At 73.3% G+C, this 26,815-nt stretch carries 21 protein-coding genes; 11 read left to right on the forward strand and 10 right to left on the reverse strand.

Features of this window, described 5'->3' with window-relative positions; genetic code table 11:
• The first annotated feature begins 27 nt into the window (after positions 1-27).
• Both ACZ6AA_RS17495 and ACZ6AA_RS17500 read left to right on the forward strand, forming a co-directional pair.
• Positions 28-1,185: an acyl-CoA dehydrogenase family protein gene (locus ACZ6AA_RS17495; protein WP_468449841.1), complete on the forward strand. Its 1,158-nt coding sequence runs from the start codon at positions 28-30 to the stop codon at positions 1,183-1,185.
• A 7-nt stretch (positions 1,186-1,192) separates the two neighbouring features.
• On the forward strand, positions 1,193-2,113 hold the full coding sequence (locus ACZ6AA_RS17500) for an acyl-CoA thioesterase (protein WP_468449840.1): 921 nt from the start codon (positions 1,193-1,195) through the stop codon (positions 2,111-2,113).
• Positions 2,114-2,154: 41 nt separating this feature from the next.
• Here ACZ6AA_RS17500 and ACZ6AA_RS17505 read toward each other — a convergent pair whose 3' ends face one another.
• Both ACZ6AA_RS17505 and ACZ6AA_RS17510 read right to left on the reverse strand, forming a co-directional pair.
• On the reverse strand, positions 2,155-2,940 hold the full coding sequence (locus tag ACZ6AA_RS17505) for a phosphatase (RefSeq protein ID WP_468449839.1): 786 nt from the start codon (positions 2,938-2,940) through the stop codon (positions 2,155-2,157).
• A 198-nt stretch (positions 2,941-3,138) separates the two neighbouring features.
• A complete protein-coding gene (locus tag ACZ6AA_RS17510; protein WP_471458725.1) occupies positions 3,139-4,917 on the reverse strand; it encodes a PucR family transcriptional regulator ligand-binding domain-containing protein in 1,779 nt (592 codons plus the stop codon).
• Between the two features lie 176 nt (positions 4,918-5,093).
• Between ACZ6AA_RS17510 and ACZ6AA_RS17515 the strand changes: the two genes are divergently transcribed.
• The 7 genes from ACZ6AA_RS17515 to ACZ6AA_RS17545 all read left to right on the forward strand — a co-directional run bounded on the left by ACZ6AA_RS17515 (position 5,094) and on the right by ACZ6AA_RS17545 (position 16,491).
• Positions 5,094-6,563 (forward strand): sodium:solute symporter family protein, encoded by a 1,470-nt coding sequence (locus tag ACZ6AA_RS17515; RefSeq protein ID WP_468449837.1) that lies wholly within the window; start codon positions 5,094-5,096, stop codon positions 6,561-6,563.
• 187 nt (positions 6,564-6,750) lie between these two features.
• Positions 6,751-7,773: an agmatinase gene (gene speB, locus ACZ6AA_RS17520; protein ID WP_468449836.1), complete on the forward strand. Its 1,023-nt coding sequence runs from the start codon at positions 6,751-6,753 to the stop codon at positions 7,771-7,773.
• Positions 7,770-9,455 (forward strand): thiamine pyrophosphate-binding protein, encoded by a 1,686-nt coding sequence (locus ACZ6AA_RS17525; protein ID WP_468449835.1) that lies wholly within the window; start codon positions 7,770-7,772, stop codon positions 9,453-9,455. The genes speB and ACZ6AA_RS17525 overlap by 4 nt, the downstream gene beginning before the upstream one ends.
• A gap of 99 nt (positions 9,456-9,554) precedes the next feature.
• Positions 9,555-10,484: a serine hydrolase gene (locus ACZ6AA_RS17530; protein WP_468449834.1), complete on the forward strand. Its 930-nt coding sequence runs from the start codon at positions 9,555-9,557 to the stop codon at positions 10,482-10,484.
• A 182-nt stretch (positions 10,485-10,666) separates the two neighbouring features.
• Positions 10,667-14,401, forward strand: coding sequence for an ABC transporter ATP-binding protein (locus ACZ6AA_RS17535; protein WP_471458727.1), 3,735 nt, complete (start codon positions 10,667-10,669; stop codon positions 14,399-14,401).
• Positions 14,402-14,522: 121 nt separating this feature from the next.
• A complete protein-coding gene (locus ACZ6AA_RS17540) occupies positions 14,523-14,915 on the forward strand; it encodes a hypothetical protein (protein WP_471458729.1) in 393 nt (130 codons plus the stop codon).
• A gap of 139 nt (positions 14,916-15,054) precedes the next feature.
• Positions 15,055-16,491, forward strand: coding sequence for a S28 family serine protease (locus ACZ6AA_RS17545; RefSeq protein WP_471458731.1), 1,437 nt, complete (start codon positions 15,055-15,057; stop codon positions 16,489-16,491).
• 200 nt (positions 16,492-16,691) lie between these two features.
• On the opposite strand, the gene ACZ6AA_RS17550 is transcribed toward ACZ6AA_RS17545, so the two are convergent.
• From ACZ6AA_RS17550 to ACZ6AA_RS17560, 3 genes are all read right to left on the reverse strand, one after another.
• Positions 16,692-17,324 carry a hypothetical protein gene (locus ACZ6AA_RS17550; protein ID WP_471458733.1) on the reverse strand — a complete coding sequence of 211 codons (633 nt, stop codon included), beginning with the start codon at positions 17,322-17,324 and terminating at the stop codon, positions 16,692-16,694.
• Between the two features lie 126 nt (positions 17,325-17,450).
• Positions 17,451-19,247 carry a glycoside hydrolase family 3 protein gene (locus ACZ6AA_RS17555; RefSeq protein WP_471458735.1) on the reverse strand — a complete coding sequence of 599 codons (1,797 nt, stop codon included), beginning with the start codon at positions 19,245-19,247 and terminating at the stop codon, positions 17,451-17,453.
• A gap of 298 nt (positions 19,248-19,545) precedes the next feature.
• Positions 19,546-20,472, reverse strand: a complete 927-nt coding sequence (locus tag ACZ6AA_RS17560; RefSeq protein WP_471458737.1) for a LysR family transcriptional regulator — start codon at positions 20,470-20,472, stop codon at positions 19,546-19,548.
• Positions 20,473-20,672: 200 nt separating this feature from the next.
• Here ACZ6AA_RS17560 and ACZ6AA_RS17565 point away from each other — a divergent pair, with 200 nt between their 5' ends.
• Both ACZ6AA_RS17565 and ACZ6AA_RS17570 read left to right on the forward strand, forming a co-directional pair.
• The gene (locus ACZ6AA_RS17565; RefSeq protein ID WP_468449827.1) at positions 20,673-21,602 is read left to right on the forward strand and encodes an EamA family transporter; all 930 of its coding nucleotides are present in this window, start codon (positions 20,673-20,675) and stop codon (positions 21,600-21,602) included.
• Positions 21,599-22,441, forward strand: coding sequence for a MerR family transcriptional regulator (locus ACZ6AA_RS17570; protein WP_471458739.1), 843 nt, complete (start codon positions 21,599-21,601; stop codon positions 22,439-22,441). The genes ACZ6AA_RS17565 and ACZ6AA_RS17570 overlap by 4 nt, the downstream gene beginning before the upstream one ends.
• A gap of 499 nt (positions 22,442-22,940) precedes the next feature.
• Here the strand turns inward: ACZ6AA_RS17570 and ACZ6AA_RS17575 are convergent, their stop codons facing one another.
• The 5 genes from ACZ6AA_RS17575 to ACZ6AA_RS17595 all read right to left on the reverse strand — a co-directional run bounded on the left by ACZ6AA_RS17575 (position 22,941) and on the right by ACZ6AA_RS17595 (position 26,782).
• On the reverse strand, positions 22,941-23,774 hold the full coding sequence (locus ACZ6AA_RS17575) for a sugar phosphate isomerase/epimerase family protein (protein WP_471458741.1): 834 nt from the start codon (positions 23,772-23,774) through the stop codon (positions 22,941-22,943).
• Between the two features lie 200 nt (positions 23,775-23,974).
• Positions 23,975-24,913 (reverse strand): bifunctional helix-turn-helix transcriptional regulator/GNAT family N-acetyltransferase, encoded by a 939-nt coding sequence (locus ACZ6AA_RS17580; protein WP_468449824.1) that lies wholly within the window; start codon positions 24,911-24,913, stop codon positions 23,975-23,977.
• Positions 24,914-25,014: 101 nt separating this feature from the next.
• On the reverse strand, positions 25,015-26,022 hold the full coding sequence (locus tag ACZ6AA_RS17585) for an SMP-30/gluconolactonase/LRE family protein (RefSeq protein ID WP_471458743.1): 1,008 nt from the start codon (positions 26,020-26,022) through the stop codon (positions 25,015-25,017).
• A gap of 120 nt (positions 26,023-26,142) precedes the next feature.
• Entirely contained in the window at positions 26,143-26,520 is a 378-nt protein-coding gene (locus ACZ6AA_RS17590; RefSeq protein ID WP_468449822.1) for a nuclear transport factor 2 family protein, read from the reverse strand.
• Between the two features lie 55 nt (positions 26,521-26,575).
• Positions 26,576-26,782 carry a hypothetical protein gene (locus tag ACZ6AA_RS17595; RefSeq protein WP_471458745.1) on the reverse strand — a complete coding sequence of 69 codons (207 nt, stop codon included), beginning with the start codon at positions 26,780-26,782 and terminating at the stop codon, positions 26,576-26,578.
• Between the last annotated feature and the right edge of the window lie 33 nt (positions 26,783-26,815).

Genomic DNA, 26,815 nt, shown 5'->3' on the forward strand with positions numbered 1-26,815 from the left:
GCGCCGTCGCCAGAGGGAGTCCAAGCCGTGCGCCGAACCGTTTTCACCGAGGACCACGAGGCATTCCGGGAGACCGTCCGGGCCTTCATCGAGGCCGAGGTCGTGCCCGTGTACGACGAGTGGTTCGCGGCGGGCCAGGCGCCGAGGGACTTCTACTACAAGCTCGCCGACCTCGGCGTCTTCGGCATCCGTGTCCCCGAGGAGTTCGGCGGCGCCGGCATCGACTCGCACAAGTTCGAGGCCGTCATGTACGAGGAGACGGCCCGCGCGGGCGTCTCCTTCGGCGGCTCCGGCGTGCACGTCCTGCTCGGCCTGCCGTACATCGAGATGCTCGCCACCGACGAGCAGAAGAAGCGCTTCCTGCCCAAGTTCGTCTCCGGCGAGGAGATGTGGGCGCTCGCCATGACCGAGCCCGGCACCGGCTCCGACGTCGCGGGCATGAAGACCACCGCCAAGCTCTCCGACGACGGCACGCACTACGTCCTCAACGGCGCCAAGACCTTCATCACCGGCGGCGTCCACGCCGACCGCGTGATCGTCTGCGCCCGCACCTCCGCCCCGCGCGAGGACGACCGCCGCTACGGCATCTCCCTGTTCGCCGTCGACACCAAGTCCGCGGGCTACTCGGTCGGCCGCAAGCTCGACAAGCTCGGCCTGAAGGTCTCCGACACCGCCGAGCTGGCGTTCGTCGACGTCGAGGTCCCGGTCGACGACCTGCTCGGCGAGGAGAACAAGGGCTTCGGCTACCTCGGCCACAACCTCGCCTCCGAGCGCTGGGGCATCGCCTTCGGCGCGTACGCGCAGGCCAAGGCCGCCGTCCGGTTCGCCAAGGAGTACGTCCAGGAGCGCGCCGTCTTCGGCAAGTCCGTCGCCTCGTTCCAGAACACCAAGTTCGAACTGGCCGCCTGCCAGGCCGAGGTGGACGCCGCCGAGGCCGTCGCCGACCGCGCCCTCGAAGCCCTGGACGCGGGCGAGCTGACCCCGGCCGAGGCCGCCTCCGCGAAGCTGTTCTGCACCGAGGTCGCGCACCGCGTCATCGACCGCTGCCTCCAGCTCCACGGCGGCTACGGCTTCATGAACGAGTACCCGATCGCCCGCCTGTACGCCGACAACCGCGTCAACCGCATCTACGGCGGCACCAGCGAGGTCATGAAGATGATCATCGCGAAGTCGATGGGTCTGTAACTCGCCGATGAGCGAGGAACTCGAAAGCCTGCTCGGCCTCCTCGACCTGGAACGGGTCGAGGAGGACATCTTCCGCGGCGTCAGCCGGACGTCGCTCGTGCCGCGCGTCTTCGGCGGCCAGGTCGCCGCGCAGGCCCTCGTCGCCGCCGGGCGCACCGTCCCCGGCGACCTTCCCCAAGCTCTCGGCTCCGCTCGAGCAGGGGAGACCCCAATCGCGCACTCCCTGCACGCCTACTTCCTGCGCCCCGGCGACCCCGGCGTGCCCATCGTCTACACCGTCGACCGCATCCGCGACGGGCGCTCCTTCACCACGCGCCGCGTCGTCGCCGTGCAGCACGGGCAGCCGATCTTCCACCTCTCCGCGTCGTTCCAGGCGTACGAGGAGGGGCTCGACCACCAGGACGGGATGCCGCCCGCGCCCGACCCCGAGACGCTGCCCACCGCCGCCGAGTCGCTGCCCGGGTACGTGGACGTGCTCGGGCCCGACGTCGTGCGGCGGCTCCTCGAGGCGCGGGCCGCCGTCGACCTGCGGTACGTGGACGAGCCGCCGTTCGCCAGTGTCGGCGCGCCCCGGCAGGCGCGGTCGCAGGTGTGGTTCCGCACCAACGGCAAGCTCGGCGCGGAGCCCGCAGGCTCGCTCCTGCACCTGTGCCTCGCCACGTACGTCTCCGACATGACGCTCCTCGACTCCGTGCTGCTCGCCCACGGGCGCGGCGGGTGGGCCGTCGGGGACGTCGTCGGCGCCTCGCTCGACCACGCCATGTGGTTCCACCGGCCCTTCCGTGCGGACGAGTGGCTCCTCTACGACCAGGAGTCGCCGTCGTCCGGGGGCGGGCGTGGCCTGGGGCAGGGACGGATCTGGACGATGGACGGGAAGCTGGCGGTGACCGTGATCCAGGAGGGTGTGGTCCGGGTTCCCCGGGGCTGAGGCTCCGGGCGCCCCTGGGGCCGACGGCGTCTCCGGCCGACTCAGGCCTGCGCCAGCCCCGCCGCGTCGAGCAGGTACGCCGTCAGCGGGTCGTAGAACCGCGGGCTGGTCACGTGGTCGTCGAGCGGCACCGTGACCTGGACGGTGCCCTCGGCCTCGCCGATGAACAGGGCGGGGTCGTTGCAGTCCGCGTACCCGACGGAGTCGATCCCGCGCTGGCCCGCGCGGCCCGCCCAGCCGTGGTCGGCGACGACGAGGTCCGGCAGGGGCCGCTCCTCGCGCAGCAGGCCGTCCAGGATGGCGTTCATCGGCTCGGGGGAGTGGGTGTGCCAGAGGGTCGCGCCGCGCTCCAGGACGGCCACGTCCGCGAACTGGAAGACGAAGCCCTCGTCGGCGGTGAGCCCCTCCGGGATGACGACGATCTCGCAGCCCGCGGCGCGCAGCGCGGCGGCCGTCGCGCGGTGCACGTCGAGCAGACCGCCGGGGTGACCGGTCGCGAACAGCACGCGCTCCTTGGCGGACGCGGCCTTGCGCAGCCGCCCCGCCATCCGCTCCAGGGCGTCGACGGTCAGCTCCGGGTCGATGGTGTCCTGACCCTGGCGGTACTCGGGGTCGTCGTTCACACCGCAGCGCTCGGCCATCACCGCGAGCACGTCCTGCTCGTCGGTCCAGCGGTCGCCCAGCTCAAGGCCCAGCCAGTAGTGGCGGTCGCCGTTCGCGAGTTTGCGGTAGTGGGAGAGGTTGTTGTCGCGGGGCGTCGCGACATCGCCCGCGATGCGGGTGCGGACGAGATGATCGACGAGCGCGGCGCGGCTGGGTATCGGCATGCGACCCATTGTGCCGTCGCCAACGACCCCGGCGCGGGCCGTCCCGCAGGCCGGACCTGTGCGGCGACTCACGTTCTGGGGGCGTGCGGAGGGCTGAGACCACTCCGGCGCGTGCGGATCGGGGCTCGGGTACGTGGTCGGGCGGCCGGTGCCGCCTGCGGGTACCGCAGTCGCCCCGGGGCGTACGGCCCCCGCTGCTCAGCCCGCCCCGTCCCTGCGCCCCAGCGCGAACCACAGCTCCATGCGGACGTCCGGGTCGTCCAGGTCCGCGTCGAGCAGCGTCGCGCAGCGGGTGATGCGCTGGCGGACGGTGTTGCGGTGCACGGCCAGGGCAGCGGCCGTACGGTCCCAACTGCCGTGCAGGGAGAGCCAGGTGCGCAGCGTCTCGGCGAGCGGCCCCCCGCCGAGCGGGGCGAGCAGCGCCCGCGCGTGCGCGTCGGCCTCGGCCGGTGCGACAAGCCCGGCCAGACCGGTCTCGCGGTGCCGTACCAACGGCACCCGCGTCGCCTCGGCCCGACGCAGGGCCCGCGCGGCCTGCGCGTCGGCGGCGGGCAGGGCCCCGGCCCCGGCGGGCGCGGAGACCCCGAGCGTCCAGCCGGTCTGCGGGGCGGGTTCCCGGTCGGCGGGCAGGAGCAGGCGTACGGGGTGGGGGGCGCCGTCGCCTGCCGGGCCGCCGTGGGCCTCGGTGCGGCTACTGGTGCCGGTTCCGCTGCTGCTGCCGCCGCTGCCGCTGCCGGTTCCGCTACCGCTACCGGTGCTGCCGCCGCTGCCCCCAGCCCGGCCCTCGTCGCCGGACCCGTCGCCCTCGGCCCCCCTGCCGTCGTCCGCCAGGGTGCTGCCCAGGGCCGCCGCCAGGGACGCCGGGGTGGCCGGTGTCCGGTCGTGGTCGCCGCCGCGTACCCGGGCGTGGACGACGGTCCACCGTCCGGCGCCGAGCAGTGGCGCCACGTCCTCCGGGGCCGCGCCCAGGAGCAGCCGCACCAGCGCCGCCGACCGGGCCGACTCGGCCGCGCCCTGGTGCGGCGCGGTCAGCAGCGACAGGAGCACGGCGGCGACCCCGGCCAGTGTGTGGTCGCCCGGTTCCCGCTGCCGCGTGGCCACCCCGAGCGCGAGCCCGTGCGCCCCGGCGAGGGCGTACGCGGTGAGGTGGGCCCCGGCGACCGTGTCGGTGGCGGAGGCGGGCGCCGGGCGAGGAGCCCGCTCGGCTTGCCGCGCGGCCTGGCCGGCCTGCCCCGTCGGGCCGCCGGGTCCCGCCACGCCGCCCAACCCCGCGCCCCCGCCCGGATTGACCACCCCCACCAGCCGTCCCAACGCCAGACCCGCCTCCGCCTCCGGGGGCGTGCCCGCCGCCTGGGTGGGCGTTCCGTCCGGGCTGTACAGCGCCGCGTACCCGCCGAGGCGTGCCGCCAGTTGGCGGAGCAGGGACGGGACCGGGTCCGGGCGGGACGCCGCTGCCGCCAGGCCCTGCTGGGCCTGGGTGACGCGGCGGAGTTCGGCGTGCCGGGCCTCGGCCATGAGCTGCCACACCGCGCGGGCGATGCCGCTGAAGGTCGTGCGCGGGGGCACCTCCAGGAGGGGGAGGCCGTGGCGTTCGCAGGCGTCGACCAGGGCCCGCGGCACCGTGTCGTGCACGGGGGCCACCCCGAAGCCGAGCGCCGCGCCGCCCGCCGCCACGATGCGCGCCGCGTACGCGTCCAGGCGGTCGGCCGCACCCTCCGCGTCCGCCGCCGGGACGTGCACCCCGGCCGTGAGCAGCAGCTCGCCACCCAGCAGGTACGGGTACGGGTCGGCCATCTCCGAGGTGTGCACCCAGTGCACGACGGCGCCGGTGCGCCCCGCGTCCGGGCCCGCGATCTGGCGCAGGCCCAGCTCCTCGTGGGCGAGCAGGGCGGTCAGGGGGACGGGTGGGGTCGGGGGTGGTGCTGGTGACGGCGGCGACGTGGGCTCGGGGTTCGGCACCATGGACACTTCCTCCATCCACCGCTCGGCGAGTGTAGGAAACGTACACTTCAGCGTCGCTTTCCGGCCACCTAAGGTCGTGCCGACCGGCGCCTCGGGTACGGGCGGATGTCCCCGCGGCCGGTCCTCGCAGCTCCCCGCAGCACTCCACCCGCACGACACGCCACCGACCGAGCGCGCAAGGAGGCCCCACCATGGCCGTCGACTACACAGTGATCGTCGTCTATCTCGCCGGGATGCTGGCCATGGGCTGGTGGGGCATGCGCCGCGCCAAGTCGAAGAGCGAATTCCTGGTCGCCGGGCGTCGCCTCGGGCCGTGGATGTACTCCGGCACGATGGCCGCGATCGTCCTCGGCGGCGCCTCCACCATCGGCGGCGTCGGCCTCGGCTACACCCACGGCCTGTCCGGCGCGTGGATGGTGTTCACCATCGGCCTCGGCCTGCTCGCCCTTTCGATCTTCTTCTCGGCCCGCATCGCCCGGCTCCGCGTCTACACCGTCTCCGAGATGCTCGACCTGCGCTACGGCGGCCGCGCGGGCGTCCTCTCCGGCGTCGTCATGTGGGCGTACACGCTGATGCTCGCGGTCACCTCGACCATCGCGTACGCCACCATCTTCGACGTCCTCTTCGACATGAACCGCACGCTCGCCATCGTCATCGGCGGCTCCATCGTCGTCGCGTACTCCACCCTCGGCGGCATGTGGTCGATCACGCTGACCGACATGGTGCAGTTCGTCGTCAAGACAGTGGGTGTGCTGCTCCTGCTGCTCCCCATCGCCGTCGTCAAGGCCGGTGGCTTCGGGGAGATGCGGGACAAGCTGCCGGACGAGTACTTCTCGCCGTTCGGCGTCGGTGCCGAGACGATCTTCACGTACGTCCTGATCTACACGTTCGGCATGCTCATCGGGCAGGACATCTGGCAGCGCGTCTTCACCGCGCGCAGCGACAAGGTCGCCCGGTACGGGGGGACCGTCGCCGGGACGTACTGCCTCGTGTACGCCCTCGCCGGAGCCGTCATCGGGACGGCGGCCAAGGTCATGTACCCCAAGCTGCCCAGCGCGGACGCCGCCTTCGCCACCATCGTCAAGGACGAACTTCCCATGGGCGTACGGGGGTTGGTGCTCGCCGCCGCCCTCGCCGCCGTCATGTCCACCTCGTCCGGGGCGCTCATCGCCTGCGCGACCGTCGCCAACAACGACATCTGGGCGCGGGTGCGGGGCGCTGTGCGCGCGGGTGGCGCCTCCGACGAGCCGCACGACGAGGTGAAGGGCAACCGGCTCTTCATCCTCGTCATGGGCGTCGCCGTCATCTGCGTCTCCATCGCCCTCAACGACGTCGTCCAGGCGCTGACCGTCGCGTACAACCTGCTGGTGGGCGGGCTGCTCGTGCCCATCCTGGGCGGGTTGCTGTGGCGGCGCGGGACCGGGGCGGGGGCGCTGGCCGCCGTCGTCGCCGGTGGGCTCTCCGTGGTCGGCCTCATGTGGTGGTACGGCATCCTCGCCAACGAGCCGATCTACTACGGGCTGCTGACCTCGCTCGTCGTGTACGTCGTCGTGTCGCTGGCCACGCCGCCCACGGACGCGGTGACGCTGGCCGCGTGGCGCGAGCGGGTCGCCGGGCGCGGGGCCGAGCCGACGGCACCGGAGGCTTCGGTGACGGCATGAACATTCCCCAGGGGCTGGATTCAGCCCGTCCGGCGTTTGAGGACGAGCCGCGGAGCGGCGATACGGGGGCCCAGGGGGCGGAGCCCCCTGGTTACGGGAAGGGGCGGGATGGGGGAAAGCCCCGCAGGGCCCACGACCGCGCGACACTTGACCACGTACAACCAGCATCACCAGGAGGAACCCGACCATGAGCAGCAGCGTGACGAACGAACCCCGTGGACCTGTCGACTCCTCGCGCGTCCCGCGCTACGCGGGCCCCGCGACGTTCGCCAGGCTGCCCCGCCTCGACGAGGTCGGCACGACGGACATCGCGGTCGTGGGCGTCCCCTTCGACACGGGCGTGTCGTACCGCCCGGGCGCCCGCTTCGGCGGGAACGCGATCAGGGAGGCGTCCCGCCTCCTGCGCCCGTACAACCCGGCCCAGGACGCGTCCCCCTTCGCCCTCGCGCAGGTCGCCGACGCGGGCGACATCGCCGCGAACCCGTTCAACATCAACGAGGCCGTGGAGACGATCGAGGCGGCGGCCGACGACCTGCTCGCGACCGGCGCGCGCATGATGACGCTCGGCGGCGACCACACGATCGCGCTGCCGCTGCTGCGCTCGATGGCGAAGAAGCACGGCCCGGTCGCGCTGCTGCACTTCGACGCGCACCTGGACACGTGGGACACGTACTTCGGCGCGGAGTACACGCACGGCACCCCGTTCCGCCGGGCGGTGGAGGAGGGCATCCTCGACACCTCGGCGCTCAGCCACGTCGGCACCCGCGGCCCGCTGTACGGCCGCAAGGACCTGACCGACGACGAGAAGATGGGCTTCGGCATCGTCACGTCGTCGGACATCTACCGCCGCGGCGCGGACGAGGTCGCCGACCAGCTGCGGCAGCGCATCGGGGACCGGCCGCTGTACATCTCCATCGACATCGACTGCCTCGACCCGGCGCACGCCCCGGGCACGGGTACGCCGGAGGCCGGCGGGATGACGTCCCGGGAGCTCCTGGAGATCCTGCGGGGCCTGTCCTCCTGCAACCTCGTCTCCGCCGACGTCGTGGAGGTCGCCCCCGCCTACGACCACGCCGAGATCACGGCCGTGGCCGCCTCCCACACCGCGTACGAGCTGACGACGATCATGTCCCGGCAGATCGCCGGTGCCCGCGACGCCGCCATGATCCAGGAGATCGCCGCCCGGGGGACCGCGGAGGCCGCCCGGTGACCCACGACCACGACCTGGTCCTGCGCCCCACCGAGGCGCAGACCCGCGCCGCCCTGAACCCGCCGCCCGGCCGCAACGGCGGTGACCTCGTCGTCGAGACCCTGCAGGGCCTCGGCGCCACCACCGTGTTCGGTCTTCCCGGCCAGCACGCGCTCGGCATGTTCGACGCGCTGCGCCGCTCCTCCCTGCGGTACGTGGGGCTGCGGGTCGAGAACAACACCGGCTTCGCCGCCGACGCGTACGGCCGGATCACCGGCGAGGTCGCGCCGCTGCTCCTGTCGACGGGGCCCGGCGCGCTCACCTCCCTGGCCGCGCTCCAGGAGGCCGCCGCCGGGTCGTCGCCGGTGCTCGCCATCGGCAGCCAGGTCCCCGTCGCCGGGCTCGGCGGCGGGCGCCACGGCTATCTGCACGAGCTGCGGGACCAGCAGGCCTCGTTCCGGGACGTGGTGAAGTCCGTGCACACCGTGCGGACGCCGTCGCAGATCCCGTCCGCGATCGCCGCGGCCTGGCAGTCGGCGCTCACCGCGCCGCACGGGCCGGTGTGGGTGGAGATCCCCCAGGACGTGCTGCTCGCCGAGACCACGCTGCCGGTCGTCACGGCCGTCGACGCCACCCCGCACGAGGTCGTGCCCCGGCCCGAGCTCACCGCCGTGGCCGCCGACCTGCTCACCCGCGCCGAGCGGCCCGCGATCATCGCGGGCGGCGGTGTGGTGCGCGCCGACGCCTCCGGCAAGCTGCGCGCGCTCGCCGAGCGCCTGAACGCGCCCGTCGTCACGACCTTCGGCGGCAAGGGCGCCTTCCCCTGGGAGCACCCCCTCTCGCTCCAGTCGTGGCTGGAGGACCGGCACACCACCGACTTCCTGGAGGACGCCGACGTCCTGCTCGTCGTCGGCTCCGGGCTCGGCGAACTGTCGTCCAACTACCACACGTTCACGCCCCGCGGCCGGGTCATCCAGATCGAGGCCGACCTCGGCAAGCTGGAGTCCAACCACCCGGCGCTCGGCATCCACGCGGACGCCAGGCTCGCCCTCTCGGCGCTCCTGGAGACCGTCGGGGAGCGGCCCGACCCCGCCGCACCGGAGCGGGTGCGACAGGTCCTCGCCGCCGTGCGGGAGCGCATCGACGGGCAGGAGCTGACCCTGGAGCAGGACGTGCTCGCCGCCGTGCGGGCCGCCCTGCCGGACGGGTCCCCGTCCTTCTGGGACATGACGATCCTGGCCTACTGGGCCTGGTCCGCCTTCGACGCGCGACGGCCCAACACCATGCACTCCGCGCAGGGCGCGGGCGGCCTCGGCTACGGCTTCCCCGCCGCACTCGGCGCCGCCGCGGCCGACCCGACGCGGCCCGTCCTCGCGGTCTCCGGCGACGGCGGCGCGATGTACTCGATCGCGGAGCTGGCGGCGGCCAAGCAGTACGGCCTCGACGTCACCTGGCTGATCGTCGACGACGGGGGCTACGGCATCCTGCGCGAGTACATGGCCGACGCCTTCGGCGAGGCGACCGGCACGGAGCTGGCCCGGCCGGACTTCGTGGCGCTCGCCGAGTCCTTCGGGGTGCCGGGGGTGCGGACCTCGCCGGAGCGGCTGCGGGAGGACCTGGCGAAGGCGCTGGCGGAGCCCGGGCCGTCGGTCGTGGTGCTGCCCGCGCTCCTGCGGATGTTCGCGCCGACGCATCTGGGCTGAGTTTTTTCGTTCTGCGTGCAACCTTTCACCGGGTCCGGTGAGTCAAGTGAAACGCGTGCGCTGGGGGCGTACGCGTGTCCGACTACGGGGGGAACCTCCATGACTCACCGCATATCCCGGCGTGCCCGCATCCTGAGCGCGGGAGCGGCCGCCGCCGTCCTCGTGCCCGTCGCCGGGGTGGCGGCCGCCACCCCGGCGGCCGCCGCGACGGCCCAGGTCAAGTGCACCTCGTCGGCCCAGCCCGCGCTGGCGAAGAAGCTGACGAAGGACATCACGGCCGCCCTGAAGAACCGCAAGGGCACCATCGCAGTGGGCTTCCACGACAAGGCCACGAAGACCACCTGCACCCTGCGCGGCTCCACGTCGTTCGACTCGGCCAGCGTCGTCAAGGTGACCGTGCTCGCGACCCTGCTGTGGGACGCGAAGAAGACCAACCGGTACCTGACGGAGCGCGAGTCCAACCTCGCCACCGCCATGATCACCAGATCCGACAACGACGCCACCAGCGCGCTGTGGCGGCAGCTCGGTGTCACCAAGGTCAAGAAGTTCCTGGCCGCCGCCAAGATGACCAAGACGGTGCCCGGCTCCGGCGGCTACTGGGGCCTCACCCGGATCAACGCCACCGACGAGCAGAAGCTGCTCGCCCTGGTCACCGGCAAGAACAACGTCCTCAGCGACAACGCCCGCGCGTACATCCTGAAGCTGATGGGCAAGGTCGTCCGCGACCAGCGTTGGGGCACCCCGGCGGGCGCCCCGTCCGGCACCTCCATCGCCGTCAAGAACGGCTGGCTGCCGCGAGCCACACACGGCTGGCGCGTCCACAGCCTCGGCGCCTTCAAGGGCCGCGGCCACGACTACACGATCTCCGTGCTCACGCACGGCAACAGCAACATGAACTACGGCGTGGACACCATCCAGCGGGTCTCCAAGGCCATCCACAAGGACCTGACCCCCATCAGCCAGGCCCCCACGCGCTTCGCCCCGACCGAGACCCCGAAGGAAGCGGCGGTGCCCGTGCCGCAGTCCTGACCCGGACCCCTTGGCGCCGGGCGGGCAATTTCAGCCCGTCCGGCGTTTGAGGACGAGGCGCGGAGCGCCGAAAAGGCAGGGGGAACGGGGGCGCGGCCCCCAGCTGTTTTGTTGCGGCGGGATGAAAACGGCAGAAGCCCGCGTTGGCGCTCTCGGCAGGTCAGGTCGACGGGAGGCGGACAGTGACGGAGCAGCCGGAGCAACGGGGCTGGGCGAAACGACTCTGGGGCTATGCCTGGCGGCACCCCCTGGACGTCGTGCTCGCGCTCGGCTCCTCGCTGGGCGGCATGGCCGTCATGGCGCTGGTGCCGCTGTTCACGAAGATCGTCATCGACGACGTGATCGGCGATCACAGCAGGTCGATGGGCCCCTGGGCCGCCGCCCTCATAGGCGCCGCGGTCCTGGTCTACGTCTTCACGTACATCCGCCGCTACTACGGCGGCCGCCTAGCCCTCGACGTACAGCACGACCTGCGCACCGAGATGTACGACACGGTCACGCGCCTGGACGGGCGGCGGCAGGACGAGCTGTCGACCGGGCAGGTCGTCGGCCGGGCGACCAGCGACCTGCAGCTCATCCAGGGCCTGCTCTTCATGCTGCCGATGACCATCGGCAACGTCCTGCTGTTCGTGATGTCGCTGGTGATCATGGCGTGGCTTTCGCTGCCGCTGACCCTGGTCGCCCTCGCCGTCGCCCCCGCCCTGCTCTGGATCGCCCGCCGCAGCCGCGCCAAGCTGCACCCCGCCACCTGGTACGCGCAGGCGCAGGCCGCCGCCGTGGCGGGCGTCGTCGACGGTGCCGTCGGCGGCGTCCGCGTGGTGAAGGGCTTCGGACAGGAGGAGCAGGAGACGGGGAAGCTCAGGGAGGTCGGACGGCGGCTGTTCGCGGGCCGTCTGCGCACCATCCGGCTGAACTCCCGCTACACCCCGGCCCTGCAGTCCGTGCCCATGCTCGGGCAGGTCGCGATGCTGGCGCTCGGCGGCTGGCTCGCCGTCAAGGGCGAGATCACGCTCGGCACGTTCGTGGCGTTCTCCACCTACCTCGCCCAGCTCGTCGGCCCCGTGCGCATGCTCGCCATGGTCCTGACCGTCGCCCAGCAGGCCCGCGCGGGCGTCGAGCGCGTCCTGGAGCTGATCGACACCGAGCCGACGATGACGGACGGCACGAAGGAGCTGCCCGCGGACGCCCCGGCGACCGTCGAGTTCGACGACGTGTCGTTCGCGTACGAGGACGGCCGCCCGGTCCTGGACGGCCTCAGCTTCGAGATACACCCCGGCGAGACCCTCGCCGTCGTCGGCTCCTCCGGCAGCGGCAAGTCGACCGTGTCGCTGCTGCTGCCCCGCTTCTACGACGTGTCGCGCGGCGCCGTCCTCATCGGCGGCCACGACGTGCGCGAGCTGACGCACGACTCGCTGCGCGCCGCCATCGGCCTGGTCCCCGAGGACTCCTTCCTCTTCTCCGACACCGTCCGCGCCAACATCGCCTACGGCCACCCCGGCGCCACCGACGAGGAGATCGAGCGCGCCGCCCGCGCCGCCCAGGCCGACCGCTTCATCGCCGAGCTGCCCGAGGGCTACGACACGAAGGTCGGCGAGCACGGCCTGACCCTCTCCGGCGGCCAGCGCCAGCGCGTCGCCCTGGCCCGCGCCATCCTCACCGACCCCCGCCTGCTCGTCCTCGACGACGCCACCTCGGCGGTGGACGCCCGCGTCGAGCACGAGATCCACGAAGCCCTCAAGCACGTCATGGAGGGCCGTACGACTCTCCTCATCGCGCACCGCCGCTCCACCCTGAACCTCGCCGACCGCATCGCCGTCCTCGACGGCGGCCGCCTCGCCGACATCGGCACCCACACCGAGTTGGAGCGCCGCTCCCCGCTGTACCGGCGCCTGCTCACCGACCCCGACGAGCTGGGCGGCGTCTCGCCCGGACACATCACCCCCGCCGCGCCCGCCGAGGCCGTCGAGGACACCTCCGTGCGCGAGGAGCTGGACGCCGAGTTCGACGCCGAGCGCGGCATCACCCCGCGCCTGTGGGTCGGCGACCGCGAGCCCCGCGACACCGACGCCGGGGCGCTCGCCGGGACGCCCGCGACGCCCGAGCTCCTCGCCCAGGTCGACGCCCTGCCGCCCGCGAACGACACCCCCGGCGTCGACGAGGCGCGGGCCGTCGCCGCCGAGGAGTCGTACGGACTGCGCAGGCTCCTGCGCGGCTTCGGCGGGCCGCTCGCCCTGAGCCTGCTGCTCGTCGCCGTCGACGCCGGGGTGGGCCTGCTGCTGCCCGTGCTGATCCGGCACGGCATCGACGAGGGCGTCACCCAGCTCGCCCTCGGCGCCGTGTGGACCGCGTCCGCGCTCGCGCTCGTCGCCGTCGTCGTGCAGTGGGCGGCGCAGACCGGCGAGATCCGGATGACGGGCCGCACCGGCGAGCGGGTCCTGTACGCGCTGCGCCTGAAGATCTTCGCGCAGCTCCAGCGGCTCGGCCTCGACTACTACGAGCGGGAGCTGACCGGGCGCATCATGACCCGGATGACCACGGACGTGGACGCGCTCTCCACGTTCCTGCAGACCGGCCTGGTCACCGCGTTCGTCTCCGTCGTCACCTTCTTCGGCATCCTGGTCGCGCTCCTCGTCATCGACGTGCAGCTCGCCCTCGTCGTCTTCGCGACGCTGCCGCTCCTGGTCGTCGGCACGTTCTTCTTCCGCCGCTCCAGCGTCAAGGCGTACGAGCTGGCGCGCGAGCGCGTCTCGGTCGTCAACGCCGACCTCCAGGAGATGGTGTCGGGGCTGCGGATCGTGCAGGCCTTCCGGCGCGAGGGCTCCGGCAGCGAGTCGTTCGCCGCGCGCAGCGCCGACTACCGCGCGGCCCGCATCCGCGGCCAGTGGCTGATCTCGGTGTACTTCCCGTTCGTGCAGTTCCTGTCGTCCGTGGCCGTCGTGGCGGTCCTGATCGTGGGCGCGCACCGGGTCGACGCGGGCACGCTCACCACCGGCGCCCTGGTCGCCTACCTGCTCTACATCGACCTGTTCTTCGCGCCCGTGCAGCAGCTGTCCCAGGTCTTCGACGGCTACCAGCAGGCGACGGTCTCCCTCGGCCGCATCCAGGAACTGCTCCAGGAACCCACGTCCACCAAGTCCGCCGACGAACCCCTCGACGTGCTGTCCCTGCGCGGCGAGATCGCCTTCGAGGACGTCGACTTCGGCTACGGCTCGGCCGACGAGCCGGAGGCCGCGCTCAGCGGGGTCCGCCTCCGCATCCCGGCCGGGCAGACCGTGGCCTTCGTCGGCGAGACCGGCGCGGGCAAGTCCACGCTGGTCAAGCTGGTCGCCCGGTTCTACGACCCGACGTCGGGCCGGGTCACGGTCGACGGCACCGACCTGCGCTCCCTGGACCTCACCTCGTACCGCCACCGGCTCGGCGTCGTCCCGCAGGAGGCCTATCTGTTCGCGGGCACCATCCGCGACGCCATCGCCTACGGACGCCCCGACGCCACCGACGCGCAGGTCGAGGCGGCGGCGCGGGCCGTCGGCGCGCACGACATGATCGCCACGCTCGACGGCGGCTATCTGCACGAGGTCTCCGAGCGCGGCCGCAACCTGTCGGCCGGACAGCGCCAGCTGATCGCGCTGGCCCGCGCCGAACTCGTCGACCCCGACATCCTGCTCCTCGACGAGGCCACCGCCGCCCTCGACCTCGCCACCGAGGCCCAGGTCAACCAGGCCACGGACCGCATCGCGGGCAAGCGCACCACGCTGGTCGTCGCCCACCGCCTCACCACGGCCGCCCGCGCCGACCGTGTGATCGTGATGGACCACGGCCGGGTCGCCGAGGACGGCACGCACGACGAGCTGCTCGCGCGGGACGGGCGGTACGCGGAGCTGTGGCGGACGTTCGTCGGAGAGCCGGTGGGAGCCTGACCAGGCGGTTTCCGACGGTTCACGGGCGACAAAAGTGATAGATCAGCTTCCGCAACCATCCGGTGCCGGTTCGGCGTCCGTACGTCAGTACGCTGATGCGGGGGTGTCGGGAGGGGCAGACGTGAAGAGTGGTCGGATACGACGGAGCCTGGCCGCGGGTGCCGCCGCGCTGGTGGCCGCCGTTCTGGTGGCGCTGGTGGGACCGGGCGCGGGCACCGCCGCGGCCGCGGGCCCCTGCCCCGGACACAAGGCCCGCACCCTGACCTTCAGCACCGGCAAGGTCGTGCTCTACAAGAAGCGCGGCTACGTCTGCGCCGTGACGTACGCAAAGAACCCCGGCGCCCGCCAGAAGATGTCGATCAGCGTGCAGGCCCGCGGCAGCCGCCCCGTGCGGGACGCGGGCACCTTCACCCGCCTCGCGGGCCCGGTCAAGGTGCACGCGGGACACCGCTGCGTCTGGATCAAGGGCTCGGTGGGCCGGGCGAAGGTCAGCTCGGGCTGGATCCTCTGCTGAGTCCGAGATGTCCGCTCACCGGACACGCCCGTCCTCTCAGTGAATTTCCCTGAGTCCCGAATGTCCTCAATGTGCCCTGGTGTGCGACGAGTTGCTCGGTTAGGTTCCGGTCAATCGCTGCGCCGACAGGGGAGGATGCATGCGCAAGACCCTCAGATGGGTGCTCTCGCTCGTGGTGCTCATAGGCACCGTGGGCCTCACCGGAGTCACGGCCACGGCGGCCACCGACGCCGAACAGGGCGCGCCCGCCGCAAGCAAGGACATCAAGGACCGGCTCCTCGCCATCAAGGGCATGAGCCTGATCGAGGAGAAGCCGTACGACGGCTACCGCTTCTTCGTCCTCAACTACACCCAGCCGGTCGACCACCGGCACCCGTCCAAGGGCACGTTCCAGCAGCGCATCACCGTGCTGCACAAGGACACCGCCCGGCCCACCGTCTTCTCGACCTCGGGCTACGGACTCAACACCAACCCGGGCCGCGCGGAACCCACCCGCGTCATCGACGGCAACCAGGTCTCCATGGAGTACCGCTTCTTCACGCCGTCCCGCCCCGCGCCCGCCGACTGGTCCAAGCTGAACATCTGGCAGGCCGCCACCGACCAGCACCGCATCTTCAAGGCCCTCAAGCCGATCTACGGCAAGAAGTGGCTGTCCACGGGCGCCTCCAAGGGCGGCATGACCGCCACCTACTTCGAGCGCTTCTACCCGCGTGACATGGACGGCGTCGTCGCCTACGTCGCGCCGAACGACGTCAACAACCGCGAGGACTCCGCGTACGACCGCTTCCTGGACACCGTCGGCACCAAGGAGTGCCGCGCGAAGATCGAGGCCGTGCAGCACGAGTCGCTGGTGCGGCGCGCGCCCATGAAGAAGCTGTACGCCGACTTCGCCGCCGCCAACAACCACACCTTCAAGACCATCGGCGGCATCGACAAGGCCTTCGAGGCCGTCGTCCTCGACGTCAACTGGGGCTTCTGGCAGTACCAGCAGGCGGCCACCGCCTGCGCCGACGTGCCCGTCGCCAAGACCGCCAGCGACGCCACGCTGTTCGGCTGGATCGACGAGGTCGGCGGCTGGGCCTCCTACACCGACCAGGGCCTCGAGTACTACACGCCGTACTACTACCAGGCCGGTACGCAGCTCGGTTCGCCCGACATCAAGCAGCCCTGGCTCAAGGGCCTCAGCCGCTACGGGTACCAGCCGCCGCGGAACTTCGTGCCCCGGGAGATCCCGATGAAGTTCCAGAAGAACGCCATGAAGGACGTCGACCGCTGGGTGCGGCACAACTCGCACCGCATGCTGTTCGTGTACGGCGAGAACGACCCGTGGGGGGCCGAGCCGTTCAAGCCCGCGCGCGGGGCCAAGCACGACTCGTACGTCATGACCGCGCCCGGTGCCAACCACGGCGCCAACGTCGCCGGGCTCGCCGCCTCGGACAAGGCCAAGGCCACCGAGCGCATCCTCGCCTGGGCCGGGGTGCCCGCCGCTCAGGCCGCGGAGGCGAAGCCGCTCGCGCCGTACGACTCCAAGCTCGACCGCCGGGACCGGGACCGGCAGCAGATGCTGCGGCCGTAGCCCTCGCGGGGCGCCCCAGGCCCGCCCCTTTCCCGAAACCGGGGGCTGCCGCCCCCGGACCCCCGCTATCGGCGCTCCGCGCCTCGTCCTCAAACGCCGGACGGGCTGATTTCAGCCCCTCCGGCGTTTGAGGAGCGGGGGTCTGGGGGCAGCGCCCCCAGTTTCGGGAAGGGGCGGGGTTGGGGAAGCCCCCGGCAGGGTCACACCCGCACCCCACACCCCACCGGCCGCCCCCCACCCAGCACCACATACAACTCCGTGCCCGCAGGGCAGAGCTCGCGCGAGGGGGCGGCCGCGGCCACGCGGTACTCGGGGGCCCGGCGGCCGGAGCCGTCACAGGCGGTCTCCCGCACCTGCCCCCGCCCATCCCCGTACACACAGTCCCCGACGACGGTACGAGGCCCACCCCCGGCCCCGGGATCCCCGGGATGCGGGGACTCCAGATTGCGCATGCAGGCGTACCCCTGAGGCACCGCCCCGTCCCCGTCCTCGTCGACGGAGGGCCGGTTCGCGCTGATGTGGAGGACGAAGTCGGTGCGCCCGGGACAGGGCGGTCCGTCGGCGGCGCGACCGCCGTGCCGGGCGATGACGCGCGCGGCGGCCCGCTCACTGCCGCAGGGCACCTCGGTGAAGGAACCCCGCCCACGGGAACTGCACTCGTCGGCGCCGAGGAAGACGGCACCGTGCCCGGCCCCGGCGGACCCGGCGGGCGCGGTGTCGCCGGTAGGCCCGGCACCGGAGCTGTCACCGGGAGACTTCTGACAGCCGGTCAGGGCGAGCGCGGCGGCGAGCAGCGCGCCGCCGCACACCACCGCCGCTCCTGACACCCGCATGGCCGGACCCCCCCGCCACGTACACCATGTGCACCCAGCGTGACCCCCCGCGGCGGGCGCACGCCAGGCGCGCGGGGGGCTTTGCGCACGTTGGCCCCGGCGGAGGGGGCGGGCCGCGTACGAGCCCTACGCCTCCGGGCCGGGGGTGGCGTAGGGCTCGTACGTGAGGCCGTGGCCGATGGGGTACAGCACCTGCCCGGGGTCGTCCGGGCTCGGCACCGGCACGGGCAGGCGCCCGACGGGGCCGACGCGGCCGGCGAGGACGCGGGCGGCGGCGCGCAGTTCGACGTCTGTCCAGGAGAAGGCGGCGAGCGCGGCCCGCACCCCGGGCAGCCGGGTCACGTCGTGCGGGGTGCGGACGGAGACGGTGATGACGGGCGGGCCTTCGGGGGCGGAGGTGAGCGCCGTCACAAGGGCGTGCTGGCGGTCGCCGTGCGTGACGTCGTACGTCGTGACGATCACGGCGTCGTGGCCGGAGGCCGCCTCGGCGAGCGCCTTGTCGACGGCCTCGGGGGAGGGCTCGGTGCCGGTGCTCGACGCCGTCGCGGTGAAGCCGAGTTCGGTGAGGGCGGCGGCGAGGACCGTGGTGGGCGGGCCGGTGGTGCCGGAGGGGGACACCGGGTCGGCGCCGAGGACCAGGAGGCGGCGGTGGGTGTCCGGGGACAGCGGGAGCAGGCCGCCCTCGTTGCGCAGGAGCGTCGTCGTGCGCTCGGCGATGCGGTCGGCGGCGGCGAGATGGGCGGCGCTGCCGACGGTGGCGTCCACCTCGTCCAGAGTCGTGTACGCCTGCTCGAACAGGCCCAGTTTCCGCTTCAGCCGCAGGATGCGCAGGACCGACTCGTCGATGCGGGCCTCGGTCAGCTCACCGTCGCGGACGGCCTGGAGGACGGCGTTCCAGGCGAGTTCGGGCTGCGGCGGGTGCAGCAGCTGGTCGACGCCCGCCTTGAGGGCGAGGACGGCGACGCGGTCGTCGCCGTACTTGGTGCGTACCCCCTGCATGGACAGGGAGTCGGTCACGATCACGCCCTGGTGGCCGAGCTGTTCGCGCAGGACGCCGGTGACGACGGGGTACGAGAGCGTCGCCGGGTCGAGCGCCGGGTCGAGGGCGGGGACCACGATGTGCGCGGTCATCACCACGTCGACGCCGACGGCGAGCGCGGCACGGAACGGCGGGGCGTCGAGTTCCTCCCACTGCTCACGGGTGTGGTGGATGTGCGGCAGCGCGGAGTGGCTGTCGGTCTCGGTGTCGCCGTGGCCGGGGAAGTGCTTCACGGCCGGGGCGATGCCCGCGTCCCGGTAGCCCTCGATCTGCGCGGTCACGGACGCGGCCACGGCGTCCGGGCCCGCGCCGAAGGACCGTACGCCGATGACCGGGTTGGCCGGGTTCACATTGACGTCGGCGGAGGGGGCGTAGTTCTGGAAGATGCCGAGCGCGCGCAGTTCGGCGCCCGCGATCCGGGCCGCCTCGCGGATGTCGTCGGCCGCGCCGCCCGCGCCGAGGGCCATCGCGCCCGGCAGGAGCGTCGCGGGCGCGCCGATGCGGGCGACGACGCCGTGCTCCTGGTCCACGGAGAGCAGCAGCGGGACGCCCGGCGAGGTGTCGTGGGCCACCCGCTGCACGTCGTTGGAGAGCGTGGCGAGCTGGCGCGGGTCGCGGGTGTTGTGGGCCCAGCCGAAGTAGATGAGCCCGCCCGGGCGGTACTTGGCGACGGCGTCCGCGGGGGTGCGCACGCCGAGCTCCCGCTCGTTCAGCTCGATGTCGGCCCGGTCCGGGGCGCTCGCGTGATGCCCGTACACATGCAGGACGAAGAGCTGGCCGACCTTCTCTTCGAGCGTCATGCGGGCGAGCAGGTCGCGCGGGTGGGCGTCGTGGTCGTCGGGGGTGTCCTGGCCGCTGGGGGTGGAGTGGGAGTCGTGAGGCACCTGCCACGGATATCCCGTGGGGTGCGGCGGGTCAAGGGTGGTGCCGACGTGGGGCTGCCGCGGGTCCGCCGTGGGGCCGGGGAGGGGCCGCCACCGGTGCAAGGGAGGGGGCGCACCGGTGGCGGCGCGCTGCCGGCCACGGGCGGCTGGAGAGGGTGGTCAGCGCTCGCAGCCAGCAGCGATGCCGACACCGCCCCGCGGAGACTCTCCGACAGCGTGCCCCTTGGACGACGGGGCGCGCGTCAGGGTTCCCGAACTGCCTCCGAACGCCCGAAGTTGGTGCGGATGGGGTGCGGGGTCAGCCGGTGGCGTCCGGTGCCCCTTCGGCCGCGGGCGCCCACCGCTCCCGCAGCACCCGTACCGCCTCCGCGATCGCCGGGCGCCGTGCCGCCCCCGTCCGCCACACCGCGTACAGCCTGCGCACCGGCAGCGGGTCGAGGTGCACCGCCGTGACGCCCGCGGGGAGCGGGCCGCGGCCGAGGCGGGGGATCACGGCGATGCCGAGTCCGGCCGCGACCAGGGCGATCAGGGTGGGGTTCTCCTCGGCGCGGTGCACGATGTCCGGCTCGCAGCCCGCCGCCCGCATCGTCCGCAGCAGCCAGTCGTGGCACACCCGCCCCGGCGGCTGCGAGATCCACCGCTCGTCCCGCAGCTCCTCGCGCCGCACCGCCGCCCGCCCGGCCAGACGGTGCCCCGAAGGGACCAGGAGGTCGCACAAGTCGTCGCCGATCACGGCCTGTTCGACGCCGGGCGGCGCGGGCAGCGGCGCGATGTCCCAGTCGTGCGCGACCGCCAGGTCCGCGGCGCCCTTGGCGACGAGGTCCACCGACAGATGCGGCTCGACCTCCGACAGGCGCGCGTCGAGCGCCGGATGGCGGTGGGCGAGGTCCGCGAGCACCCCGGGCAGCAGGCCGCGCGCCGCCGACGCGAACGCCACCACCGTCAGGCGCCCGGCCGGGACGCCCCGGCGCTCCTCCAGGTCCGTCTCCGCGCGCTCCACGATCGCGAGGAGCTCCCGCGCCGCCTCGACGAGGCGCACCGCCTCCTCGGTCAGGGCCACGCCCCGGCCCCGCCGCTCAAGGAGCGTGGTGCGGGTCTCCCGCTCCAGCTTGGCGATCTGCTGGGACACGGCGGACGCCGTGTAGCCGAGCGCCTCGGCGGCGGCGCCGACGGTGCCGTGGACGGACACGGCGTGCAGGGCGCGCAGCCGGGCGAGATCCAGCACGGGGGTCACCTCGTCTCTCTGCTGCTCGTCTCTGTACGGCTCGTCCCCGCGCGCCCCGTCCCTGTGCGGCCGGGGCCGCCGCGCCGGACGCCGGGGTTGCCACTTCGCCGTGCCGGGGCGCCACTCCTAAGCAACGCTTCAGACAATCATGAAGAAACTCGCGCTGGTGCTGAACACTCGGGTCGCGTGATCCTCGACGCATGCGCCCCACCCACATCCTCCTCGCCGTCCTGGTCGCCGCCGTCTGGGGCGTCAACTTCGTCGTCATCGAGATCGGCCTCGACCACTTCCCGCCCCTCCTCTTCTCCGCCCTGCGCTTCCTCGTCGCGGCGCTGCCCGCCGTGTTCTTCGTCGGCCGCCCCAAGGTCGCCTGGAAGTGGCTGGTGGGCGTGGGCCTCACGCTCGGCGTGGCCAAGTTCGGGCTGCTGTTCATCGGCATGGACGCGGGGATGCCGGCCGGTCTGTCCTCGCTCGTGCTCCAGATCCAGGCCGTGTTCACCGCCCTCATCGCCTTCGCCGTGCTCGGTGAACGCCCGGCCCGGATACGGGTGGTGGGCATGGCGGTCGCCCTCGCGGGCATCGGGGTCGCGGCCGTCCACGAGGGCGCGTCCGGGCCGCTCACGGCCTTCGGCCTGACCGTCGCCGCGGCCGCCTGCTGGGGCGTGTCGAACGTCCTCACCCGCAAGGCCGCACCGCCCGACGCCCTGAACTTCATGGTGTGGGTGAGCACGGTCCCGGTCCTCCCCCTCCTCGCCCTCTCCCTGCTCTTCGAGGGCCCCGCACGCGACCTCGACGCGCTGCGCTCCCTCGACTGGCAGGGCGTCGGGATCATCGTGTACGTCGCGTGGATCACGACCGTGTTCGGCTTCGGCGTCTGGGGGTACCTGCTGCGCCGCCACCCGGCGTCGACGGTGGCCCCGTTCTCGCTCCTCGTCCCGGTCTTCGGCATGTCGTCGGCCGCCCTGTTCCTGGACGAGTCCGTGGGCACGCTCCAGTGGTGCGCGGCGGCGCTCCTCGTGGGCGGGGTCGCGCTCGCCTCGCTCCCGCCCCGGCGCCGCACGCCCGTCTCACCGCCCACCCCGGCGACGTACGCTGACGAAGTGATCCCGGAACCCTCGTCCCGCGCATGACCCCGCGCCCCGCGCGGCCCCTGCCCAAGGCCCTGCGCCCCGTCGACCTGGCCCGGATGGCGGGCGTCTCCACCCAGCTCGTACGCGACTACGCCGACGCGGGCATCCTGCCCCCCACCCCCCGCACCCCCTCCGGCTACCGCCGCTTCGCCCCCGTCCACGGCCGCGCCCTGCTCACCTACCGCGCCCTGGCCAAGGGCTTCGGCCCCGACACGGCCCGCGCCGTGATGCGAGCGGTGCACGCGGACGACGTACCGCTGGCGCTGACCCTGCTGGACGCGGCCCACGCGGACCTGCACGCGCGCAGGGAGGCGCTGCGGGCGACGGGGGCGGCGTTGGAGGCGGTGGCGCGGGAGGGGGAAGGGGCGGTGGGGCCGGGGGCGCCGCTCACCGGGTCGGCGCCCGCCGGGTCCGCGTCCGCCGGACCTCCGCCCGCCGGGTCCGCGGTGCCGTCCCGCGTGGACCTCACCGTCGGCGAGGTCGCCGCCCGCGTCGGTGTGCGGGCCTCGGCGCTGCGCGTCTGGGAGTCGGCGGGCCTGCTCGCGCCCGCGCGGGAGCGGGGCACGGGGTACCGCCGCTACGACGCCGCCGACGTCCGCGACGCCCGCATGATCGCCATGCTCCGCCAGGCCGGTTACGCCCTGCCCGCGATCCGCCCGGTCCTGGACGGCCTGCGCGAGACGGGCAGCAGCGAGGCCCTGCGCGCGGCCCTGGCCCGCCGCCAGGAGGAGCTGACGCGGAGGTCACGGGCAATGCTGGCGGGGGCGGGGTTGCTGGACGGGTATGTGGGTGAGGGCTGGGGAGAGGGAGACGGGGGAGGGGCGGCGGAGGAGGCCTGAGAGGCTCCCCGGGTGCCGGGTGCCGGGTGCCGGGTGCCGGGTGCTGGGGCGGTCGAAGGGACCCGAGCAGCCCGGGACGCGGAGGCGGCTGGCGGGGCACGGGTGTTGGGCCGGTCGACAAGTCGGGACAGCCGGGCGGGCGGCGAATCGGGACAGCTGGGCGGGTGGTGAGTCGGGACGGTCGGGCTGGTCGGCGAGTCCGGGCGCCGGGCGGGCGGTGAGTCCGGACGGCTGGCCGGTCGGCGGGTCGGGACGGTCGGGTCGGTCGGCGAGTGCTGGCGGCTGGGGGGCCGACGAATCCGGGTGGTTGGGCCGAACGGCGGGCGCCGGCGGCTGGGGCTGCCGTGCCGTCGGTGGCTGCGCCGGGTGGTCGGAGGCATCCTCGGGGCGGCCCCGTCGGTGATCCGGGCGGCGACTCCCGCCCAGGGGTGCGGAGTTCGGCCGGGCCGCAGGCGTCACCGGACCCCGCCGCCGCCCTCGCGCGCGGCCGGGCGCCCCCTCAGGCCGACTCCGTCAGCAGCCGCGCCAGCAGCTCCCGCCCCGGCCCCAGGAGTTCCGGCAGCGGCGCCGCCCCCTCGTACCACCGCTTCTCGTACTCCCAGCACAGCCAGCCGTCCCAGCCCTTGCGGGTGAGGAGTTCCACGCACTCGGCGAGGGGCAGGACGCCCGCGCCGAGGGGGAGCGGGGTGGTGTCGTCGGCGCTCGCGATGTCCTTGACCTGGATGTAGCCGAGGAACGGGGACAGCGTGGCGAAGGTGTCGGCGACCTGTTCGCCGCCGAGCCAGGTGTGCATCAGGTCCCACAGGGCTCCGGCGTTGCGGTGGCCGACGGGGCCGAGGACGCGGGCGGCGGCGGCGCCGGTGCGGTGCGAGTCGTGGGTCTCCAGGAGGATGCGGACGCCGACGTCGGCGGCGTGCTCGGCGGCGGTGCCGAGGCGTCGCGCGGCCGTGGCGTCGGCCTCGTCCCGCTGCTCCTGGGACGGCTCGGTGCCGTCGTCCGGGGAGCCGCCGGGGAATCCGCCCGGGAAGACGCGGACGTAGGGCGCGCCGAGGTCCCGGGCGAGGGCGAGCAGCGCCCGGATCTCGTCCAGGACGGGCTCGTCGTCGCCGGGCGCCGCGACGCGGGCGTACCCCGCGAGGCCGAGCACGTCGACGCCCGCGTCCTTGAACGCGGCGGCCACGTCGGCCCGTTCGGTGAGACCGAGGCCCGGGTGGACGGGCTCCTCGGGGTGCGCGCGCAGCTCGACGCCGTGATAGCCGTGGGTGACGGCAAGCCGCAGTACGTCCGGGACGGGCATGCCGGGTACGCCGAGCGTGGAGAAGGCGAGTTTCATGGCCGGACTTCTTTCCCGAGGAGGACTACGGAAACGCCCCCGCTGAGGCGCGGGGTACCGAGTGCCCCGTAAGGGGCGCGGGGAACTGAGCGACAAGCCCCAACGCACCCGCACCCGCGCACCCCGCGCAACAGGGCAGACGCAACCGCGCCACCCGCACCCCGAACGGGGCCACCCCCTGGACGGGGCCACCCCACACGTCAAAGGCCCCCGGCCAGATCCTGCAACCGCCAGTCCTGCCCCACCAGATCCACCCCGAACGACCGATGCGCCTTCTCCGCCACGAGCACGAACCCGTGCCGCTGATAGATGGGCCGGGCCGAGCTGAGGACGTCGTTGGTCCACAGCACCAGCTCCCGGTACCCCACGCTCCGGGCGAACTCCACGACCGCGCCGACCAGCCGGTCCCCGATGCCGAGCCCCCGCGCCTCCGGCTCGACGAGCAGCAGCCGCAGCCGCGCCGTGCCCGGCACCTCGTCGCGTACGCACATCACGCACCCGACGGGACGCCCGTCGAGCTCGGCGATCCAGACCCGCTCCAGGTGCGGATCGTGGTCCTCGGCGAAGTCGGCGACGATGCGGGCGACCAGGCCTTCGTAGTCGGCGTTCCACCCGTACTCGGCCGCGTACAGCGCGCCGTTGCGCTGCACGATCCAGCCGAGTTCGCCCGCGCCGGGCTCGCGCAGGAGCACGTCGTCGGCGCGGGGCGGGCGGCGGGTGCTGTCCGACAGGATGGCGCGGACGGTCGCCATGGCGGCGGTGAGCCGCTCGCGCTCGGCGGCCGGTACCGTCGCGAGCAGCGAGCCGACCGCTTCCCGCGACCGCTCGTCGAGCAGCTCGGCGGCGGTGCGCCCGCGCGCGGTGAGCGTGACGCGCCGCCGCCGCGGATCCCGCTCCGAGGGCGTCCGCTCGACCAGGCCGTCCTCCTCGAACCTGGCCAGGATGCGGCTCAAGTACCCTGCGTCCAGGGAGAGTTCACCGCGCAGGTCGGCGACGTCGGTGCGCGGCGAGTGGGCCAGTTCGTAGAGCACCCGGGACTCGGTGAGGGTGTAGGGCGCGTACAGGTGGCGGCTGTAGTCGAGCGCGCCGATGAGATTCGTGTAGAAGCGGTTGAAGGACCGGATCTCTTGCACGCTCATGCGCAGCCACCTCGCCCGACCGGGAACCTCGGATACTTGACTCAGTCAGAGATACGACTCCGAGCATACGGCCGGAACCGGCCAGGAGCCATGCCCCGGCGTCAGCCGTCGGCGACCCGGGCCCCGGGCAGCGGCACGGCGACGACGTCGTACGTCGTGTCGGGCGTGGGCGGGGTCGTGAAGCGGGCGTTGACGAGATAGAGCCGGTCGCCGAAGCGCGCGGCGGTCGCCGGGACGTCGAAGCGGGGGTCGGTGAGGCGGTGGCGCAGGACGGCGGTGCGGGCGTCGGCGCCGAGGTGGAACCCGGTGACGACGTTCAGCCGGTTCTGAACCACGAACAACGTGTGCCCCACCCGCACCAGCCCGTCGCCGTACCGCACGTCGGCCGCACCCTTCAGCCGGATCTCCACGGCGTCACCACTGCGTGGGTCGACCCGGTACAGGCGCCCCTCGGGCAGACTCCTGACGACGATCAGCCCCCGCCCGTCGGGCGTGGACGTGATCCCGTTGGCGTTGATGACACCGGGCTCCTGCTGCCAGTCCCCGCCGAGCCGCACCCGCCGGACGTCTCCCCGACCCCCTCGCCGCCCCCGAGGCACGCCGTACAGCACCCGGTCACTGGAATCCGTGAACCACGCCCGGCCCTCCGCCAGATGAACGTCATTGATGAAGTGTCCGGTTTCCGCCGCGAGTCGATACGTGGCCACGATCGCCCCGGTCCGCAGGTCGAGCACACGCGCGGTGCCACTGGCGCCCCCGGCGACGTACAGCAGCCCCTCCCGCCCGACCTTCATCCCCACGGCGGGCACCCCGGGCACGCCCGCGTGCAGCAACCCCCCTCGCCCGGTGCGCAGATCGGCCCGGTACACGGCCCCGGTGCCCAGCGAGCCCAGATAGGCGTAGGGCGCTCTCCCGATGGCGATGCCCTCGGGCCGGAAGCCGTCGGGCAGCGGGAAGGTGGTGGGCCCGCCGCCGCTCCCGGACGCGGCCCGCGCGGACCCGCCACCGGCGGCGACCGCCCCGGCGGCGCCGATCGCACCCACCAGAACGGTGCGACGGGACGGCCGTGACGGCCCGGACACACGGGCCGAAGCATGCTCTGAGGTCATGACTCAACTCTCCGTATCGACTGGAAGGGAGGAGACGAACTCCCCTTCAGCTTCGGCGAGCAGGGCCCACTTGGGTACCGGAGTTCCCGCCGGTATCACGGGTCTGTCGGACGGACGGAATCAGGAGCCGGACGGCTTGATCTCCCCCGCGAACACGATGATCTGGTCGATGAGGCTCCGCCGCAGATGCACGACATCCGTGCCCGCGAGCCGCGGCCCCCCGTCCGGAGTGGTGAAGACCCACCGATACCGGGCCCACTCGTCCGGCATGTCCACCGCCGAACACCGCACCATGGTCCCGGCCCCCGCCGGATGCCGCCGGAGATCCAGCACGAACCGCTCGACCTCCTCGATCCCCTCACGGCGCCCGAGCGGCCCCCAGAACACCACGTCCGAGGTCAGGGCCTGGGCGAGCAGTGTCGTCACACCGCTGTCGTCCGGCGCGTTGAAGGCGGAGATGAACGTGTCGATCGCGGACTGTGCGGCTTCTTCCTGCATGCGTCAGTCATACCAGCCCCATCGAGGTCTGAACGGTGAAGGCGCATGGCTTTCCTCAGTCGTGCGCACCGCCCGCGTGATCCCTGATCTCCGTGGTATGCCTGGCCGCTTGGGTGATGTCGCCCCGGCCTTTGGCCACGTTGAGTTGTTTCCAGTTCGCGGCACACACATCGCAGCGAGGCGTGGGGATGCAGTCGAGTAGCCATGCGTGGAAACCGATGGGGAGAACTACCGCCGGTTCGGGCGTGGTCTGTTGCTTCATGCTGCGAGGTTCCGCCTGGCCACCAGGACGCGG

The sequence above is a fragment of the Streptomyces sp. NPDC040610 genome, from assembly GCF_055594065.1.